Here is a 16,642-nt window from a genome sequence, read left to right as displayed (position 1 = left end):
CTCCTCTCGTCGCGGCGGCCCGCCGGCCGCCGGTGTCGGACTGCTGTCGGTGGGTCAGTCGTGCTGCGGCAGGAAGCCGTCCACGGTCAGGCCGAGGCCCTGGCGGCGGGCCTCGTGCCGGACGAAGTCGGCGAGCGCGAGGTCGAGCACGCCCAGGCCGAACGGCGAGAACACCACGGTCTGCTCGCGGTCCCGGACGAACGGGGCGGCGTCCGGGCCGATCAGGGCGCCGATCTCCGCCTCGATGAACTCCCGGTTCCCGACGCGCTGTTCGGTGAGGTGCAGCGAGGTGCGCTCCCGGCAGACGTGGTCCGCGTCGTCGACGACGTTGCGGCTGCCCAGGACGGTCTCCGGGTGCAGGTCGCGCAGCGAGACGTGCAGCACGGTGGAGCCGGCCGGCACGTCGGCCGGGTCGACGTACGGTCCGCCGGCCGTGGTGGCGAAGGAGACCAGGCCGTGCGCGGCGAGTGCGGCCGGCAGGCTGTCCTCCCGGCCGACCTTGAGGCCGGTCTCGTCGGCGGTGACCCGGGCGAACCGCTCGGCCCGCTCCGGGTCGCGGTCGTGGACGGTCACCTCGGCGAGGTCCGGCAGCCGGACGCGCAGGGCGGCCAGGACCTCGCCGTTGATCACCCCGGTGCCGACCAGGGTGACGCCGGTGGTGCCGGCGCCGCCCTCGGGCAGCAGCAGGCCCGCGGCGAGCGCGGCACTGGCCGCGGTGCGCCGGGCGGAGATCAGCGAGGCCTCGACGAGCGCCTCGGGGTGGCCGGTGGCCGGCGAGTTCAGCACCATGACGGCGCTGGCCCGGGCCAGGCCGGCCGCGAGGTTCCCGGGGAACGAGGCGATCCACTTCATCCCGGCGACGGGCCGTTCCCCGCCCAGGTAGCCGGGCAGTCCGATGACCCGGTCGGCCGGCTGCTCCGGGAAGCGGAGGAAGACCGAGTGCGGCAACGAGGAACGGCCCTCGTGGTGCGCCCGGTAGGCCTCGGCGACCAGGTCGATCAGCTCGGCCGTCCGGCCGTCCAGGATCCGCCGGACGTCGTCGTGTCGAAGGATCAGCAAGGCTGTGGCACCCCTTCCCGGGATTCCTTCCACAGGTGGGTCACTTCCCCGAAGTGCTCGTGCACCCAGCTGTCGGAGTAGATGGTGTCCAGATAGCGGTCGCCGCCGTCCGGGAAGACCAGGACGCAGACCGCGCCGTCCGGCAGGGTCGGCGCCAGCTTGTCCAGGGCGGCGACGGTCGCTCCGGAGGAGCCGCCGCCGAGGATCGCCTCGCGCTGGCCGAGCCGTCGGCAGCCGACCACGCAGTCGAGGTCGCTCACGTGGACGACGTGGTCGGGTGCGGTCGGGTCGAGCAGCGGCGGGCGCACCGAGGCGCCGTGGCCCGGGATGAGCCGCCGGCGGCCGTCGCCGCGGCCGTACAGCACGCTGCCGACGGCGTCGACCGCGACCAGCCGGGTGTCCAGTCCCTGGTCGGCGATGTAGGCGCGGCAGCCGAGCAGGGTGCCGGTGGTGCTGGTGGGGCAGAACACGTAGTCCACCCGGCCGTCGAGCGCCTCGGCGATCTCCCGCATGGTCTCGTAGTGGGCGGACGGGTTGAGCGGGTTGGCGTACTGGTCGGGCGAGAACGCGTCGGGCAGGGCGGCGACCAGCTCGCGGACCCGGCGCAGCCGCATCGGCAGGTACTCGCCGGTGGCCGGGTCGGCCTCGGTGACCACCTCGACCTCGGCCTGCAGGGCGCGCAGGATCGCGAGGTTCTGCTCCGTCGTCTTGGCGTCCACGACGCAGATGAAGCGCAGGCCGTAGTAACGGCAGACCTGCGCCAGCCCGATCGCCAGGTTGCCCGAACTCGATTCGACGACCACCGAACGCCCCGGCTGCAGTTCGCCGGAGGCCAGTTTGGCCCGCACCATGCTGTACGCGGAGCGGTCCTTGATGCTGCCACCCGGGTTGAAGCGCTCCAGCTTGGCGTGGACCCTGCCGCGAAACCCCGGGAGCAGGCGGTCCAGCTGTACCAGCGGAGTGTTCCCGATCGTGGAGAGAATCCCTCTGGGCCCAGATTCGGCCACGGTGTCCCCTTCGTGGGTTCGTACGAGGTCCGGGCGTGGTTCCGGGCCCCGGTGTCCGCCCCCGGCGTCTGCTCACGGGGGCGGCGCCGCGCGGCGACCGGGGGGCGGTTGTCCCGCCGCCACCGTCCGCACTCCCCCAGCCTCCGTCGCCGCGCTATACCCGACCTATAGGCCCCCGCGCGGCCGCGGCGGTGCCCTGCGGGGCCGCTCGACCCCGGCCGGTGGCACTCAGCCCTGGCCGAGGGCGAGCAGGTCGGCCAGGTCGGTGCGGTCGGCGAGCCGGATGTCGTCGATCCGGGTGTCCACGGCGGCCCGGTCGAGCAGCCGCCCGAAGTAGTCGGCGATCCGCTGCACGGTGGCGCGGTCGAGGAGGTCCCCGTCGTAGGCGAACACCGCCTTGAGCGCGCCACCGCTCTCCTCCAGCCGCACCACCAGGTCGAGTTGGCCTTCCTGCTGGCTGATCCCGATCCGGCTGATCCGCAGCCCGAGGTACTCGCGCTCCGGCCCGTACGGCGTGCCGGCCGGCACGTGGTCGAGCACCGGCAGCTGCCGGTCCGTGGTGATCATGGTGAGGGCGACCCGCAGCGGCGGGGTCACGGGGTGGCGGGCGTGCACCCGTGCCTCGCCGAGCTGGCGCCCGACCGACTGCACCGCGTCGCGCACGGTGGTGCCGGGGGTGAAGCGGGCCCGCAGCGGCACGGTGCTGGCGAAGTACCCGACGGCGTCGGCGCGCCGGCGCCGCTGCGACACCGGGACGCCGATCAGGAAGTCCCGGCGGCCGGTGTAGCGGTACAGGGCGGCCTGGAAGAGCCCGAGCAGGTAGCCGAACGGGATCGTGCCCGCCCGTGCCGCCCGCTCCCTGACCCCGGCGAACTCGCTCTCGGTGAGGTCGAGTTCGACGGTTCCGCCGCGGTATCCGGGCACCGCGGGGCGCGGGCGGTCCAGCGCCAGCCCGATCGGTTCGGAGCCCTCGCACACCGACCGCCAGTGCCTCTCGGCCCGCTCGGCGGCCGGGGTGCCCGGCAGCCCGCGCTCCTCGGCGACGTATGTCCGGTACGGGAAGGCGGCGGGCCGCGGCAGCGGGGCGCCGGTGGCGAGGAGTGCGTGGTGGTCCTCCAACAGCTCGCGCAGCATCACGTGTTGGGAGGCGTAGTCGCTGATCATGTGGTGCGCGGTGAGGACCAGTGCGGCCTCCTGCCCGGGCCGGCGCAGCACCGTCACCCGGACCATCGGCTCCTCGGCCGGTCCGAACCCCTCCCGGCAGCGGTCGCGGACGGCGGCGAGGAAGGCCGCCTCGCCCTCCTCGGGCAGGTCCTCGACCCGCAGGACCCGTCCGGTGTCGGGGGCGGGTGCGAACCGGGGCCGGCCGGCGTCCTCGACGACGACCGAGCCGAGCAGTTCGTGCCGGGCCACCAGGGCGTCGACGGCGGTGGCGAGCGCGTCGGTGCGCAGCTCGCCGCGGATCCGCAGCGCGACGGCGATGACGTAGGCGCTGCTCTGCGGGGCCACGCGGTGCGCGGTCCAGATCATCTGCTGGCCGGCCGACAACGGCCGGTACTGCTGGTCGGCCGGCAACGGCCGGTACTGCTGGTCGGGCGACATGGACGGGCTCCCAGGGGCCGGTCACCGGGCCCACGCTCCGGGGTCCGGGCGGGCCACCCGGTGGGATTCGGACCACCGTCCGGCACCCGGCTATAGCGCGCCCATATCGGCTCCCGGTCACCGGCCGGCGCCGCCCGTCCGTCCGCCCGTCCGTCCGTCCGGCCCCGGAAACGCCGAACCGTGGTTGCGGCCTCTCCGGAGAGGCCGCAACCACGGAGTTCACGGGGTGCTCAGCCGGCGGAGTCCACCAGGCTGAGCGGGGCGGGATCCTGGGCGACCGGCCCCGGGCCGCCGGTCAGCCGGGACAGCCGGCCCGGCCACCAGAACTTCCGGCCGGTGTCGATCGCCAGCGCCGGGACGAGCACCGAGCGGACCAGGAAGGTGTCGATCAGGACGCCGAGCGCCACCATGGTGCCGATCTCGATGAACGCCGTCTGCGGGGAGGCGGTGAGCGCACCGAAGGTGGCCACCAGGACGGCGCCGGCGCTGGTGATCACCCCGCCGGTGGCGGACAGGCCGCGGCGGATGCCGTCGGCGTGCCCGAGCGCACCGACCTCCTCCCGGATCCGGTGCAGCAGGAAGATGTTGTAGTCCACCCCGAGGGCGACCAGGAACAGGAAGGCCATCAGCATGACCTGGATGTCCACGGCCGGGAAGTGGAACACCTTGTCGAACAGCTGCCAGCTGATGCCGAGCGCGGCGAAGTAGGACAGCACCACGGTGAGCATCAGCAGCACCGGGGCGACCAGTGCGCGCAGCAGCACGATCAGGATCAGGAAGACCACGGCCAGCACCAGCGGGATGACCAGCTTGCGGTCGTGGGCCTGCGCGATCTCCTTGTCCTGCTCGATGGCGGTGGGGCCGCCGATCAGGGCGTTGGAACCGGGCACCGCGTGGGCCGCGGTGCGGATCCGCTCCACGGCGGCGACGGCGGCCGGGCTGTCGGCGGCGTCCTTGAGGACGGCCCGGACCATGGTCTGGGAGCCGTCGTTGGAGGCCTTCGGCGCGCTGACCTCGGCCACCCCGTCGACGCCCTTGACCGCGGCGGCGACCGCGGTGGCCGCCCCGGTGTCGGAGATGACGATGACGGGCTTGGTCCGGCCGGCCGGGAAGTGCGCGGCCAGCAGTTCCTGGCCGGCCACCGAGCCCGGCTTGCCGGTGACCACGTGGGCGTCGTCCAGACCGGTCTTGATGCCGACCGAGCCGAACGCCACCACGCCGAGCAGCAGCGCGGAGGTCAGCCAGACCGTCCGGGGCCGACGGCTGATCCGGGCGCCGATGCGGTCCCAGACCGTGCCGTTGCGGGCGGCCTTGGCGCGCCGGCCGGTCAGCGGTGCCCCGGGGCGCGGGATCGCCGGCCAGAAGATCCAGCGGCCGAGGATCACCAGCAGCGCCGGCAGCAGCGTGGTCATCGCGATGAAGCCGCAGATCACGGCGAGCGTGCCGGCCGGTCCGAAGGTGTAGTTGAAGCCCATGTCGGCGGCGAGCAGGCAGAGCAGGGCGATGGCGACGGTCGCCGCGGAGGCGCCGATCGCCGGGACGGAACGCCGCAGCGCGATCTTCATCGCGACGTGCCGGTCCTCGTGCTCGTACAGTTCCTCGCGGTACCGGGCGAGCAGCAGCATCGCGTAGTCGGTCCCGACGCCGAACAGCAGCGCGGTGACCACGATGCCGTTGCCGGAGTCCACCGTCACGCCGGTGACCTCGGCCATCACGTAGGTGAGGCCGCGGGACAGCGCGAAGGCGAAGCCGACGGTCAGCAGCGGGAGCAGCCAGAGCGAGGGGCTGCGGTAGGTGTAGAGCAGCAGGCCGGCCACGACGACGATGGTGACCAGGGTCAGCACGTGTCCGGTCGACTTGGCCGCGTCCGCGGCGTCCAGCGAGGACCCGGCCGGGCCGGTGAGCTTGGCGGTCAGCCCGTCCGGCAGGTTGCCGGTGGCCTGGTCGCGGACCTTCTCCGCGTCCACGGGCAGCTTGGTGGTGTTGCTGTCGAGCGGGACGACGACGCTGAGCGCCCTGCCGTCGGAGGAGGTGGAGACGGCCTGCACCGGTCCGACCGCCCAGTCCCCGAAGGCCTTGCGGTCGGCCTCCGCCTTGGCCTTGTCGGCCTCGGTGACACCGGAGTCACGGACGTAGACCACGATGCCGTTGGAGATCTTGGCGTCGGGGAAGTTGTCGGCGGCGTTGGCCGCGTTGGTGGACTCGGCCCCGCGGGCGAGTTCGACGGTGACGCTGTTCTTCTCGACACCGGAGAGCTTGGCGCCCAGCGGTACCGAAACGACGGTGGCGATGATCCAGGCGACCAGCACCAGCCATTTGCCCACCCGGCTCCCCGGTAACCCGAGGAATCCGCCGCCGGACTTGCTGGATCCCGACATGGGATGTTCTCCTCATCTGTGGAGGCGTGCAATTCGATGAAGCCACGTCGATTCGGCGTGGTGCTGCGACTTCCGCTGCCGGGTCGCCCAGTTGCCGCTGGACGGCCCGGTGTTCCCTTTCCGGGAACGCACGGGGATCAGTTGTTCGGACGGTCCGGTCCGGGTTCGTCCGGTATCCCGCCGGTTGCGGGCTGCGCCGGGAAGGCGAAGAACCGGGTGAGCACCGCGCGGGCGCCCGGCGGGGTTTCCGACTCGGGGCGCTTGTAGCGGTAGAGCAGTTTGATGTACTCCTCGAAGAACTCCAGGAGTTCGTCGTAGGTGACCTTGATCTGCCCCCGGGAGATGGGCAGTCCTTCTCCCCAGGGCCCGTCCTCCGATCCGGCCTCCAGTTGGAGCCTGGCGAAGTGCTCCAGGTCGAAGGCCAGGTCGAGCCTGGTCATCTCGTCGATGACGGCACGCATCTCCGGACTCTGGTCGACCCGGCGGGGGATCCGCAGATCCACCGGCGCCGTGCGCCACCAGCGTTCCCGGCCCCTGGAGAGTTCCGGGACCTCTTCGATGAAGCCGTGCTGAGCCATCTGCCGAAGGTGGTAACTGGTCAGGCCGCTGCTTTCGCCGAGGGCCTTGGCCAGCGTGGTTGAGGTGGCCGGCCCGGACCTGAGCTGCTGCACGATCCGGTTCCGCAGCGGGTGCGCCAACAGGCGTAGTGCCTCGATGTCGGTGACCTCACGTGTGACCGGCTTCGCATCGCGATCGACCATGCCACCACTGTAGGGGTTGCAAAATCTCCTTGCAAGTCTTCTTTGCAAGGAGATTTTGCTTGCTCCCAAGGGAGTTGACTCACCGTCCGGTCGGCATCGCGGCCAACTCGGCCGCCACGTCGTACTTCTGCACCCAGGACACGTCCGCCACCAGCGCGGACATCGCACCACCGGCCGCGCCGGGCCCGCCGGGACCACCCGCGCCGCCGGCGCCTCCGGGGCGGCCCGGACCACCCGAGCCGCCCGGTCCGCCCGCGCCACCGGCGGGCGGCGCCAGCCGCTGCGAGCCGCCCGCCAACGAGCCCGCGCGCACCCGCGAGGTGTGGTCGAGCCGCAGCCGCTCGTACCGCTGCAGCGCCTCCGCCAACCCCTCCGGGCCGGGCGCGCGGTCGGCCAGCACGGCGGCCAGCGCGACGGCGTCCTCGATCGCCTGGCTGGCGCCCTGGCCGTGGTGCGGCAGCATCGGGTGGGCGGCGTCGCCGAGCAGCGTGGTGCGCGGCGTGCTCCAGCCGGGCAGCGGCTCCCGGTCGTACAGCGTCCAGTGCCACGTCTCCGTCGCCGCGGCCAGCAGGGCGGTCGCGGCCGGGTCCCAGCCCGCGAACGCGTCGAGCAGTGCCCCGCGGACGCCGGGCCGGCTCCAGGACTCCGCGCTGCCGCCGGTGTCCGGCAGCACGGCGACGAAGGAGATCTGCCGCCCGCCGTCCACCGGCTGGGCCATCAGCCGGAGTTCGGCGCCCGCCCACACGTACATGGTGTCCGGGGCGACCTCCGGGACGAGCCCGGCCGGGACGACGCCGCGCACCGCGGCCGTCCCCGAGAAGACCGGCTCGTCCGGGTGACCCAGGGCCCGGCGGACCACCGAGTGCACCCCGTCCGCACCGACCAGCAGATCGGCCCGCGCGGCCGTTCCGTCGGCGAACTCCAGTCGCACGCCGTCCGCCGCTTCGGTGAAGCCGACCAGCCGCCGGCCGGTCCGGATCGCCCCGGCCGGCACCTGCTCCGCCAGCAGGGCGTGCAGGTGGGCGCGGTGCACCGTGTAGTGCGGGGCCCCGAACTCGGCCTCCCAGGAGTCGCCCATCGGCTGCCTGGTCAGCACCTTCGCCCCGTTGAACAGTCGCACCTCCAGCGCCTCCGGCCGCACCGCGATCGCGCGCAGCCGGTCGGCGAGCCCGAAGCGGTGCAGCAGCCGGCTGCCGTTCGGGGCCAGGTGCAGGCCGGCGCCCACCTCGCGCAGCGCGGGCGCCTGTTCGAAGACCTCGACCCGAACTCCCTTGCGGTGCAGCGCCGTTGCGGCAGCCAGCCCGCCGATGCCGGCCCCGACCACCGCGACCCGCAGGTCCTCCTCGGCCATCGGCCGATCCCCTTTCGCTCCGCCCGGCAGTCCGCCGGGCCCGTTCTCGTCCACGGACAGGAAAAAGGGCCGACCGGACGGCCGGCCCCGAAATGCGCCGCACCTACCGCCGGGCCGGCACCGGAATTCCGCCGCCGCACGGCAGCCGCCGGGACAGGTATCCCAGCAGGTCGCTCCGGTGCGTTTCCGGATAGAAGTGGTCCCCGGCGAACAACCGGTGCTCGAATCCGGCCGAGGTCAGTTCGGACCAGGTCCGGATGCCGGCCAGGTCGCAGCGCGGGTCGCTGATGCCGACGCACCCGGCGACCGGCACGTCCAGCACCGCCCGGTCCGGGCGGTAGGTCCGCAGGACCCGGTAGTCGGCCCGCAGGGCGGGCATCAGCAGCTCGCGCAGGGCCGGCTCGGCGAAGGCGTCCAGCCGGTGCCCCGAGACCTCCCGCAGGGAGGCCAGGATCTCCTCGTCACCGTCGCCCGGGAAGTCCCCGGGGACCACCCGGTGCGGGGCGACCCGCCCCGAGGCCACCATCAACTCCGGCTGCCGCACCGGCAGTTCGGCCAGTCGCCGGGCGACCTCGTAGGCCACCGCCGAGCCCATGCTGTGGCCGAACAGCGCGTACGGCCGGTCCAGCCAGGGCAGCAGTGCGGCCACCGACCGGTCGGCCAGCTCGTCCATCGAACCGACCGGCGGCTCGGCCAGCCGGTCCTGCCGCCCGGGGTGGCACGCGGCGAGCACCGCCACCCCGGACGGCAGGCCGGACTGCCAGTCGGCGAAGGCGGCGGAACCGGCCCCGGCGTGCGGGAAGCACACCAGGCGCAGCGCCGGGGGCTCGACCCCCGGGCGGTGCCGGAACCAGGACGCGTCGCCGGAATTCTTCGGATCAGCCATTTCCCGTCCTCCTCCATCCGGCCGTAGCATAACCGGCGGGAATTCCCCGGGGCGAACGATTCCGACGTATCGAATTAATATAGCCGGACCTTGGAGAATGCCTGCGGGAGCCACCCGACCCGGCCTTCCCCGGCGCATTCCCGGGAACATTCCGGAGGCACTCCGCGGGCGTTTCCGGAGCCGCTCGGGAACACTCCGGGAACACGCCGGGACCGCCCCCCGGGCCGCTCCGCGGGCCGCCGCCGGCTGCGCCTCCGGGCCCCGGCCGGACGCCCCCGCGCTCCGGTGTGCCGCTCCCGGAACCACCGGGGTGTAGTTACCTACACCGGTGGACTCGGGGGTAAGACCCACTGCACCGGGCCGCCCGCGCGGCCAGACTTGAGGCCACGGAGCCAACGGGCTCCCGAATGGGGAGAGTTCATCATGGTGGACCAGACGTCAACCGTCCGGAGGGCAGGGTTCCCGGGCGCCCTGAGCGGCAGGCGGCTGCGGCTCGACTTCAAGGCACCGCTGCGCGGGCTGCGCCTCTTCGCACTGAAGATCCCGGCACTGGTGCTGTTCGCCCTCTCACTGGCCTCGATCGGCTACCTCCTCCTCGGGGTGGGCGTCCTGCTGCTCCCGGCCGCCACGGCCGGGCTGCGCCGGGTCGCCGACGCCGCCCGGCGGCTCAACGGCCGGTGGGCGGGCGTCGAGATCGCCCGGCCGTACGCACCGAGGCCCGAGTTCAGCGCCGGCCCGGTGGGCTGGGTGGAGCGCGTCCGCTGGATCCTGACGGACCGTGCGACCTGGCGGGACCTCGCCTGGGCGGTCACCGACCCGGTGGTCGGCGGCGTCGCGGCCCTGCTGCCCGCCGCGCTGATCGCGTACGGGTTCGAGGGCGTGCTGCTTCCGCTCCTGTGGCACCCGCTCACCTCGGCCGGGTACGAGGACTGGTACGCCCTGGTGATCCACGTGCACGGCAGCTTCGGGATCGGCGCCCTGTTCGCCGTCCCGATCGGCCTGGCGTCCATCGCCCTCGGCCTGACCACCGGCCCGGCCCTGCTGCAGCTGCACGGCCGCTGGACGGCCGCGCTGCTGGCCCCCAGCGCCGAGGCCATCCTCGGGCAGCGGGTCGAACAACTCGCCGCCACCCGAACGGAGGTGGTGGACAGCCAGGCCGCCGAGCTGCGCCGGATCGAGCGCGACCTGCACGACGGCGCCCAGGCCAGGCTGGTCGCGATGGGCATGCGGATCGGGGCCGCCGAGCAGCTGCTGTCGAGCGACCCGGAGGCGGCCCGCCGCCTGCTCGCCGAGGTCAAGGACTCCTCGTCCAAGGCGCTGAGCGAGCTGCGCAACCTGGTCCGCGGCATCCACCCGCCGGTGCTCTGCGACCGCGGCCTGTCGGAGGCGGTGCGCGCCCTGGCCCTGGACAGCCCGCTGATCGTCGAGGTGGTCTCGGACGTGCCCGGCCGGGTGTCGCTGCCGGTCGAGTCCGCCGCCTACTTCGCGGTCTCCGAGCTCCTGACGAACGCCACCCGGCACTCCGGTGCCGCCCGGGTCTGGATCGACCTCGCGCACAGCAACAACCTGCTGCGGATCTCCGTCAGCGACGACGGCCACGGCGGGGTGGACCCGGACAAGGGCAGCGGACTGCGCGGAATCGAGCGCCGACTGGCCGCCTTTGATGGCATCCTCACCCTGAGCAGCCCCGAGTCCGGTCCGACCATGGCGATTCTGGAGATCCCGTGCGTGTTGTCATCGCCGAAGACCTCGTCCTCCTGAGGGAGGGGTTCGTCGCCATCCTGGAAGCCGCCGGCCTGGAGGTGGTGGCGGCGGTCAGCACCGGGCCGGACCTCCTGGAGGCCCTGCTCACCCAGCGGCCGGACGTCGCGGTGGTCGACGTCCGGCTGCCCCCCACCTTCACCGACGAGGGTCTGCGGGCCGCCATCGCGGCCCGCAAGGAGATCCCCGGGCTTCCGGTGCTGGTGCTCTCCCAGTACGTCGAACAGCTCTACGCCCGCGAGCTCCTGGCGGACAACAGCGGCGGCGTCGGGTACCTGCTGAAGGACCGCGTCTTCGACGTCGCCCAGTTCATGGACGCGCTGCACCGGGTCGCCGGCGGCGGCACCGCGCTGGACCCGGACGTCATCTCCAAACTGCTCTCCGGCGGGCGGCAGTCCAGCGCCCTGGCCCGGCTCACCCCGCGCGAGCGGGAGGTGCTGGCCCTGATGGCCGAGGGGCGCTCCAACGCGGCGATCGCCCAACGCCTGGTGGTCAGCGGACGGGCCGTCAGCAAGCACACCGCGAGCATCTTCGCCCGGCTCGACCTCCCCGAGGACGACGACGACAACCGCCGGGTGCTGGCCGTCCTCGCCTACCTCAACGGCTGACCACCGCCCCGGCCCGGCCCCCACCCGCCGCGCGCCCGCCGCGCCCGGCGCCCGCCCCGCCCGTCCGGCGGCGGCCCGCACGCGGCGAAATGGAAGCGATACAGATCCAAAAAGCGAGCTTCCTAGCCTGGGCGCCGATGGCGACAGAACGGGGGTAGCTCGATGGAGTTCAGTGTTCTCGGCCTGGTCTCGGTGAAGGACGCCCGCGGGGCGGAGGTGGGGCTCGACGGTGCCAAGCAACGCACGGTGCTGGCGGCCCTGCTACTGGCCCGCGGCCGGGTGGTGACGGACGCCCGACTCAGCACACTGCTCTGGGACTGGAATCCGCCGGCCACCATGAGCGCGCAGATCTACACCTACATCTCCCGGCTGCGCAAGCGGCTCGGACCCCGGGTGCGGCTCTCCCGCCAGGGCCCCGGCTACCAACTGGACATCGGCGACACCCGGTTCGACCTGGTCGAGTTCGAGCGGCTCACCCGGCAGGCCCGGTCCGCCCTGGCGGCGTCCCGGTTCGACGCCGCCGCACGGGACTTCGAATCCGCACTCGCCCTCTGGCAGGGGCCGGCGCTCGGCAACGTCACCGAGGCCCTCGCCCAACTGGAGGTCCCCGGGCTGGAGGAGGCCCGGACGGCCGCGCTGGAGGGCCGGGTCGAAGCCGACCTGGCGCTCGGCCGGCACCAGCGGCTCGTCCCCGAGCTGACCTCGCTGGTCACCGAACTCCCCCTGCGGGAAAGGCTGCGGGCCCAGCTGATGACCGCGCTCTACCGCTCCGGCCGGCGGGCCGACGCACTCGCCGCCTACCAGCAGGGCCGGCGCATCCTCGCCCACGAGATCGGCGTGGACCCGGGCCCCGAGCTGACCGCCGTCCACCAGGCGGTGCTGACCGACAGCCCGGAACTCCTCACCGGGCCCGGCGGGCCGCAACCGCCCGGCGCCCGGCCGGCCAGGACGGCCGGTCCCGAGCACGTCCGGGGCCGGGAGAACCTGCTCGCACTGGTGCACTCCACCCTCCCGGTGCGCGGCGAGGACGTCCTCGCCGCCATGGTCCGGGCCGGGCTGCTGAAGGTCCGCGAGCCCGGCCACGACGGCTCGCCCCGCTACTGGGTGGGCGAGCCCTCGCTCCTGGTCCCGCACGACGCCGCGCAGTGCCCGGCCTGCGCCCTGCGAGCGGAGCCGTATATGGAGTCCGCATAGGAACCGGGGGGAGCCTTCCTCCCGCGGTGCACGCCGCCGGGACGGGGCACCACCCCGCCGCGCGGCAGCCGCCCGACATCCTTCCGCTCCCACCGAAGAATCGAGGGACACCATGTCCGACACCGAAGTCACCGGCATCCTGGACGCCGAGCGCAAGGCCCTGGTCAAGTCGATCGTCTGCGACGTGCTGGAGGTCGAGCCGGCGGAGCTGGGCGAGGACGACGACTTCGTCGAGCAGCACGAGGCCGACTCGCTGGCCGGCCTGACCATCCTCGCCACGCTGGAGCGCGACCTCCACATCGAGCTGGCGCAGGAGGAACTGGAGCGGATGACCAACCTGGCCGGTGTCTACGCGGTCGTCGCCGACGCCGAGTCCCGGTGACCACCGTCGACCCGACCCGGGGGCGGAGAGTGGTGCTGACCGGCCTCGGCCTGGTCTCCGCCATCGGGATCGGCGTCGACGCGTTCGCCTCCGGCCTGCGGGCCGGGGCGAGCGGCGTCAAGCCCATCACCGCGTTCGACACCGCGGGCTTCGCGTACGCCAACGCCGGCGAGATCACCGACTTCGACCCGGCCGAGCACCTGCGCACCGTCCGCCCCGAGGACCTCGGCCGGGCCTCGCAGTTCTCGGCCGCCGCCGCCCGGATGGCGTTCGAGGACTCCGGGCTCGACCGCGAGAGGCTGCTGGCCGCCCGGACCGTGGTCGCCGTCGGCACCACCGACGGCGAGACCCGCGACCTCGACGCGCTGGTCGGCCGGCAGATCGCGGAGGGCCCGGAGCAGGTCGACCCGGTGCTGGCGCGCCGCGTCGGCAACGAGCAGCTCTCCGCCGGGATCGTCCGGGAGCTCGGGCTGGTCGACGTCGAGGCCGCGACCGTCCCGACCGCGTGCGCCGCCGGCAACTACGCGGTCGGCTACGGCTACGACGCGATCCGGCTCGGGGACGCCGACCTGGCCCTGTGCGGCGGCGCCGACGCGCTCTGCCGCAAGACCTTCGCGGGCTTCTACCGCCTGGGCACGATCGCCCCCGAGGTCTGCCGGCCGTTCGACGTGAACCGCCAGGGCATCCTCACCGGCGAGGGCGCCGGCATCCTGCTGATGGAGTCGCTGGACTCCGCGCTCGCCCGCGGCGCCCGGATCTACGCCGAGGTGCTCGGCTACGGCCTGACCTGCGACGCCCAGCACCCCGTCGCCCCGGACGAGGACAGCATCGCCCGGTGCATCCGGATCGCCCAGCGCAACGCGGGGGTGACCCCGGACCAGGTCGACTTCATCAGCGCGCACGGCACCGGCACCAAGGCCAACGACATCACCGAGTCCCGCGCGATCCGGCGGGTCTTCGGCGAACGGCCGCCCGCCACCGTCTCGATCAAGTCGATGATCGGGCACTCGATGGGCGCCGCGAGCGCGATCGCCGCCGCGGCCTGCGCCATCGCCCTCACCGAGCGCTTCATCCCGCCCACCATCAACCACGTCGAGACCGATCCGGAGATCGGCCTGGACGTGGTGCCGAACGTGGCCCGGCCGGCCGACCTGCGCGTGGTGCAGAACAACGCACTGGCCTTCGGCGGCAACAACGCCGTCCTGCTGCTGGGTGCGGCGCCCGCCGCCGCCTGACGGCACCCCGACGATCAGGAGCTCTCACGTGACCACCGATTCCCCGCCGGACCGGCCGATCGTGCTGTCGGGCTGGTCGGCCGCCTCCCCCTTCGGCCTCGGCGCCGAGGCCTTCACCGAGGGGCTGACGGCCGGCCACGCGGCGACCGCGCCGCTGGACCGGGAACACTGGGACGGCCCGTACGACACGGCCGGTCTGATCCCCGACTTCACCGTCGCGGGCGTGCTCGGCCGCAAGGGCACCCGCGCCCTGGACCGCTCCACCGGCATCGCGCTCGCCACCGTCGGCCTGCTGCTCGACCAGTACGACGGTGAACTCGGCGCCGACCCCGAGGACATCGGGCTGGTCCTGGGCATCGGTGCCACCAGTGTCCAGAGCATCATGGACTTCTCCCGGGCCTCCCAGGCCGGCGAGCGGCCCTACGACGTGGACCCGGCGCTCTTCCCCAACACCGTGCAGAACCGGGCGACCGGGGCCGGCGCCATCCGCTACGGGCTGAAGGGCCCGAACACCACCATCAGCGGCGGGTCCCTCACCTCGCTGCTGGCGCTCAACTACGCGGTCCGGATGCACCGCCAGGGCCACGGCCGGGTCTTCCTCTGCGGCGCCGTCGAGGAGTACTCGGCCCAGCGGGCCCGGCTGGAGTGGCACGGCGGCGGCCCCGGGGGCGGCGGAGCGCCCGGCCCGCTGGGCGAGGGCTGCGCCGTGTTCCTCACCGAGACCGCGGCCGGGGCGCGCGCGGCCGGGAGGCAGCCGCTGGCCACCGTGCTCGGCTCGCGCTTCCTCGCCTTCCACGCCCCCGGGGCCGTGGGGGCCACCCTGGCCCGCGCCGTCACCGAGGTGCTCGCCGCCGCCGGCGCCACCGCCGCCGACGTCCGGGTGATCGCGCCCGGGGAGGCGCCGGGCCCGCTCGGCGCACAGGAGGAGGCCGGGCTGGACCGCGCGCTCGGAACGGCCGGAACCGCCGGATCGGCTCCGGTCCGGCTGCGGGTCCGGCGGCTGCTCGGCGACACCGGCGCGGCCTCCGCCGGGTTCCAGCTCGCCGCCGTCCTCTCGCTGGCCCGCGCGCAGCCCCAGCCGGACGGAGCGCTGGCCCTGGTCACCTCGGTCAGTCCGGCGGGGACGGTCGGCTGCACCCTGCTCCGGCTGGAGCACCCCGCCGCCGCCTGACCGGCCCGCCCGCGGCCGACGCCGGGCGGCACCACCCCGCCCGACCCGGCCGGGTCGGCCTCCCCGGCCGACCCGGCCGATCCCGTTGCTCCCGTTGCTCCCGTTGCTCCCGTTGCTCCCGTTGCTCCCGTTGCTCCTTCCGATCCTTCCGATCCTCCCGACCCTCCCGACCCGATCGACCCGACCGACCCGACCGACCCGACCGCGCGACCCCGAGGAGAGACCATGACCGCCCCGTCCGTCCCCGTTCCGCCGCCGACGGCGGAACAGCCCGTGCCCCGGCCGATCGCCCTGGTCACCGGAGGCTCCCGCGGCATCGGCCGGGCCGTGGTCGAACGCCTCGCCCAGGACGGCCACGACATCGCGTTCTGCTACCGCAGCGACGAGGCGGCCGCGGAACGGACCGCCGACCTGGCCCGCGCCCACGGCGCCCGGGTACTGGCCCGCCGGCTCGACGTCGCCGACCGGACGGCCGCGGAGGAGTTCGTCGCCGAGGTGACCGCGGACCTCGGCCCGCTGGACGCCCTGGTCGCCTCGGCCGGCGTGCTGCGGGACCGCCCGGCGGCCCTGATGAGCGGCGCCGAGTGGGACACCGTGCTGCGCACCAACCTGGACGGCACGTTCAACGTCTGCCGGCCGGCCCTGCTCCCGATGATCAAGCGCGGCCGCGGCGCCATCGTCACCCTGTCCTCCGTCGTGGGGCTCACCGGGAACGCCACCCAGGCCAACTACGCCGCCTCCAAGGCCGGCCTGGTCGGCCTGACCAAGGCCCTGGCCAAGGAGGTCGGCCCGCACGGCGTCCGGGTCAACGCCGTGGCGCCCGGGCTGATCTCGACCGATATGAGCGCCGGCCTGTCGACGAAGCGGGAGCAGGAACTGCTGCGCCGGATCCCGATGGGGCGCTTCGGCACCGCGCACGAGGTGGCCGACCTGGTCGCCTTCCTGGTGTCGCCGCGCGCCGCCTACCTCACCGGCGAGGTCCTCCGGATCGACGGCGGCATCGCCCTGTGAGCATCTCCCTCTGAGACCCGCCGGGCCCCCGACTCTTCCCGGGCCCCGGCCCTCGCCCGCTCCGGGCCCCCTCCGACCCCCGCGCCGCCCCCACAGCGCCCCACCGCACCGCACCGGCCGCGCGACCCCCACCGCACACGCCGGAACGCCGTCGGGCGGGCCCCGGGCCCCCCGCCCGCCCCCCGCCGGCGCGGGTGAGCACGGGGGGGGCCGGCCGGGGGTGGGCCCCCCCCAGG

Annotated in this window: 14 protein-coding genes; 7 read left to right on the top strand and 7 right to left on the bottom strand. The window is 74.1% G+C overall.

Translation table 11 applies throughout. The annotated features are described in order from the left end of the window. Nucleotides 1-54: 54 nt before the first annotated feature. From sbnB to ACIGG8_RS32895, 7 genes are all read right to left on the bottom strand, one after another. Nucleotides 55-1,059: a 2,3-diaminopropionate biosynthesis protein SbnB gene (sbnB, locus tag ACIGG8_RS32925; protein ID WP_396552329.1), complete on the bottom strand. Its 1,005-nt coding sequence runs from the start codon at nt 1,057-1,059 to the stop codon at nt 55-57. Beyond that, nucleotides 1,053-2,066, bottom strand: coding sequence for a 2,3-diaminopropionate biosynthesis protein SbnA (gene sbnA, locus ACIGG8_RS32920; protein WP_396552328.1), 1,014 nt, complete (start codon nt 2,064-2,066; stop codon nt 1,053-1,055). Before sbnA ends, sbnB begins: the two co-directional genes overlap by 7 nt. Before the next feature lie 228 nt (nt 2,067-2,294). Continuing rightward, on the bottom strand, nt 2,295-3,668 hold the full coding sequence (locus ACIGG8_RS32915; RefSeq protein WP_396552327.1) for a condensation domain-containing protein: 1,374 nt from the start codon (nt 3,666-3,668) through the stop codon (nt 2,295-2,297). Nucleotides 3,669-3,898: 230 nt separating this feature from the next. Then, nucleotides 3,899-6,046, bottom strand: coding sequence for an MMPL family transporter (locus ACIGG8_RS32910; RefSeq protein ID WP_396552326.1), 2,148 nt, complete (start codon nt 6,044-6,046; stop codon nt 3,899-3,901). A gap of 137 nt (nt 6,047-6,183) precedes the next feature. After that, on the bottom strand, nt 6,184-6,807 hold the full coding sequence (locus tag ACIGG8_RS32905; RefSeq protein WP_396552325.1) for an ArsR/SmtB family transcription factor: 624 nt from the start codon (nt 6,805-6,807) through the stop codon (nt 6,184-6,186). Between the two features lie 79 nt (nt 6,808-6,886). Continuing rightward, entirely contained in the window at nt 6,887-8,158 is a 1,272-nt protein-coding gene (locus ACIGG8_RS32900) for an FAD-dependent monooxygenase (RefSeq protein WP_396552324.1), read from the bottom strand. A gap of 103 nt (nt 8,159-8,261) precedes the next feature. Then, complete coding sequence (locus tag ACIGG8_RS32895; protein WP_396552323.1) at nt 8,262-9,044, bottom strand: thioesterase II family protein; 783 nt, start codon at nt 9,042-9,044, stop codon at nt 8,262-8,264. A 423-nt stretch (nt 9,045-9,467) separates the two neighbouring features. Between ACIGG8_RS32895 and ACIGG8_RS32890 the strand changes: the two genes are divergently transcribed. The 7 genes from ACIGG8_RS32890 to fabG all read left to right on the top strand — a co-directional run bounded on the left by ACIGG8_RS32890 (nt 9,468) and on the right by fabG (nt 16,406). Continuing rightward, on the top strand, nt 9,468-10,805 hold the full coding sequence (locus ACIGG8_RS32890; RefSeq protein WP_396552322.1) for a sensor domain-containing protein: 1,338 nt from the start codon (nt 9,468-9,470) through the stop codon (nt 10,803-10,805). Then, entirely contained in the window at nt 10,769-11,413 is a 645-nt protein-coding gene (locus ACIGG8_RS32885) for a response regulator transcription factor (RefSeq protein WP_350526345.1), read from the top strand. The genes ACIGG8_RS32890 and ACIGG8_RS32885 overlap by 37 nt, the downstream gene beginning before the upstream one ends. A gap of 162 nt (nt 11,414-11,575) precedes the next feature. After that, complete coding sequence (locus ACIGG8_RS32880; protein ID WP_396552321.1) at nt 11,576-12,607, top strand: BTAD domain-containing putative transcriptional regulator; 1,032 nt, start codon at nt 11,576-11,578, stop codon at nt 12,605-12,607. Between the two features lie 112 nt (nt 12,608-12,719). Next, nucleotides 12,720-12,989, top strand: coding sequence for an acyl carrier protein (locus tag ACIGG8_RS32875; RefSeq protein WP_350526343.1), 270 nt, complete (start codon nt 12,720-12,722; stop codon nt 12,987-12,989). Beyond that, nucleotides 12,986-14,224: a beta-ketoacyl-[acyl-carrier-protein] synthase family protein gene (locus ACIGG8_RS32870; protein ID WP_396552320.1), complete on the top strand. Its 1,239-nt coding sequence runs from the start codon at nt 12,986-12,988 to the stop codon at nt 14,222-14,224. The genes ACIGG8_RS32875 and ACIGG8_RS32870 overlap by 4 nt, the downstream gene beginning before the upstream one ends. Nucleotides 14,225-14,252: 28 nt before the next feature. Further along, nucleotides 14,253-15,395 (top strand): beta-ketoacyl synthase N-terminal-like domain-containing protein, encoded by a 1,143-nt coding sequence (locus ACIGG8_RS32865; RefSeq protein WP_396552319.1) that lies wholly within the window; start codon nt 14,253-14,255, stop codon nt 15,393-15,395. 225 nt (nt 15,396-15,620) lie between these two features. Then, entirely contained in the window at nt 15,621-16,406 is a 786-nt protein-coding gene (gene fabG / locus ACIGG8_RS32860) for a 3-oxoacyl-ACP reductase FabG (RefSeq protein ID WP_396552318.1), read from the top strand. Nucleotides 16,407-16,642: the final 236 nt, after the last annotated feature.

It is taken from the genome of Kitasatospora sp. NPDC085464 (assembly GCF_044541955.1).
In the GTDB taxonomy this organism is placed as follows: domain Bacteria; phylum Actinomycetota; class Actinomycetes; order Streptomycetales; family Streptomycetaceae; genus Kitasatospora.
Note: the sequence above shows the minus strand (reverse complement) of the source record. Positions and strands in the feature narration are given on the sequence as shown.

Bases quoted from the DNA above. Each gene is read 5' to 3' on its own strand.
- ACIGG8_RS32910 (WP_396552326.1), bottom strand. From the start codon at position 6,046: ATGTCGGGATCCAGCAAGTCCGGCGGCGGATTCCTCGGGTTACCGGGG.
- ACIGG8_RS32880 (WP_396552321.1), top strand. From the start codon at position 11,576: ATGGAGTTCAGTGTTCTCGGCCTGGTCTCGGTGAAGGACGCCCGCGGG.
- ACIGG8_RS32915 (WP_396552327.1), bottom strand. From the start codon at position 3,668: ATGTCGCCCGACCAGCAGTACCGGCCGTTGCCGGCCGACCAGCAGTAC.
- ACIGG8_RS32900 (WP_396552324.1), bottom strand. From the start codon at position 8,158: ATGGCCGAGGAGGACCTGCGGGTCGCGGTGGTCGGGGCCGGCATCGGC.
- fabG (WP_396552318.1), top strand. From the start codon at position 15,621: ATGACCGCCCCGTCCGTCCCCGTTCCGCCGCCGACGGCGGAACAGCCC.
- ACIGG8_RS32890 (WP_396552322.1), top strand. From the start codon at position 9,468: ATGGTGGACCAGACGTCAACCGTCCGGAGGGCAGGGTTCCCGGGCGCC.
- ACIGG8_RS32895 (WP_396552323.1), bottom strand. From the start codon at position 9,044: ATGGCTGATCCGAAGAATTCCGGCGACGCGTCCTGGTTCCGGCACCGC.
- ACIGG8_RS32875 (WP_350526343.1), top strand. From the start codon at position 12,720: ATGTCCGACACCGAAGTCACCGGCATCCTGGACGCCGAGCGCAAGGCC.
- ACIGG8_RS32905 (WP_396552325.1), bottom strand. From the start codon at position 6,807: ATGGTCGATCGCGATGCGAAGCCGGTCACACGTGAGGTCACCGACATC.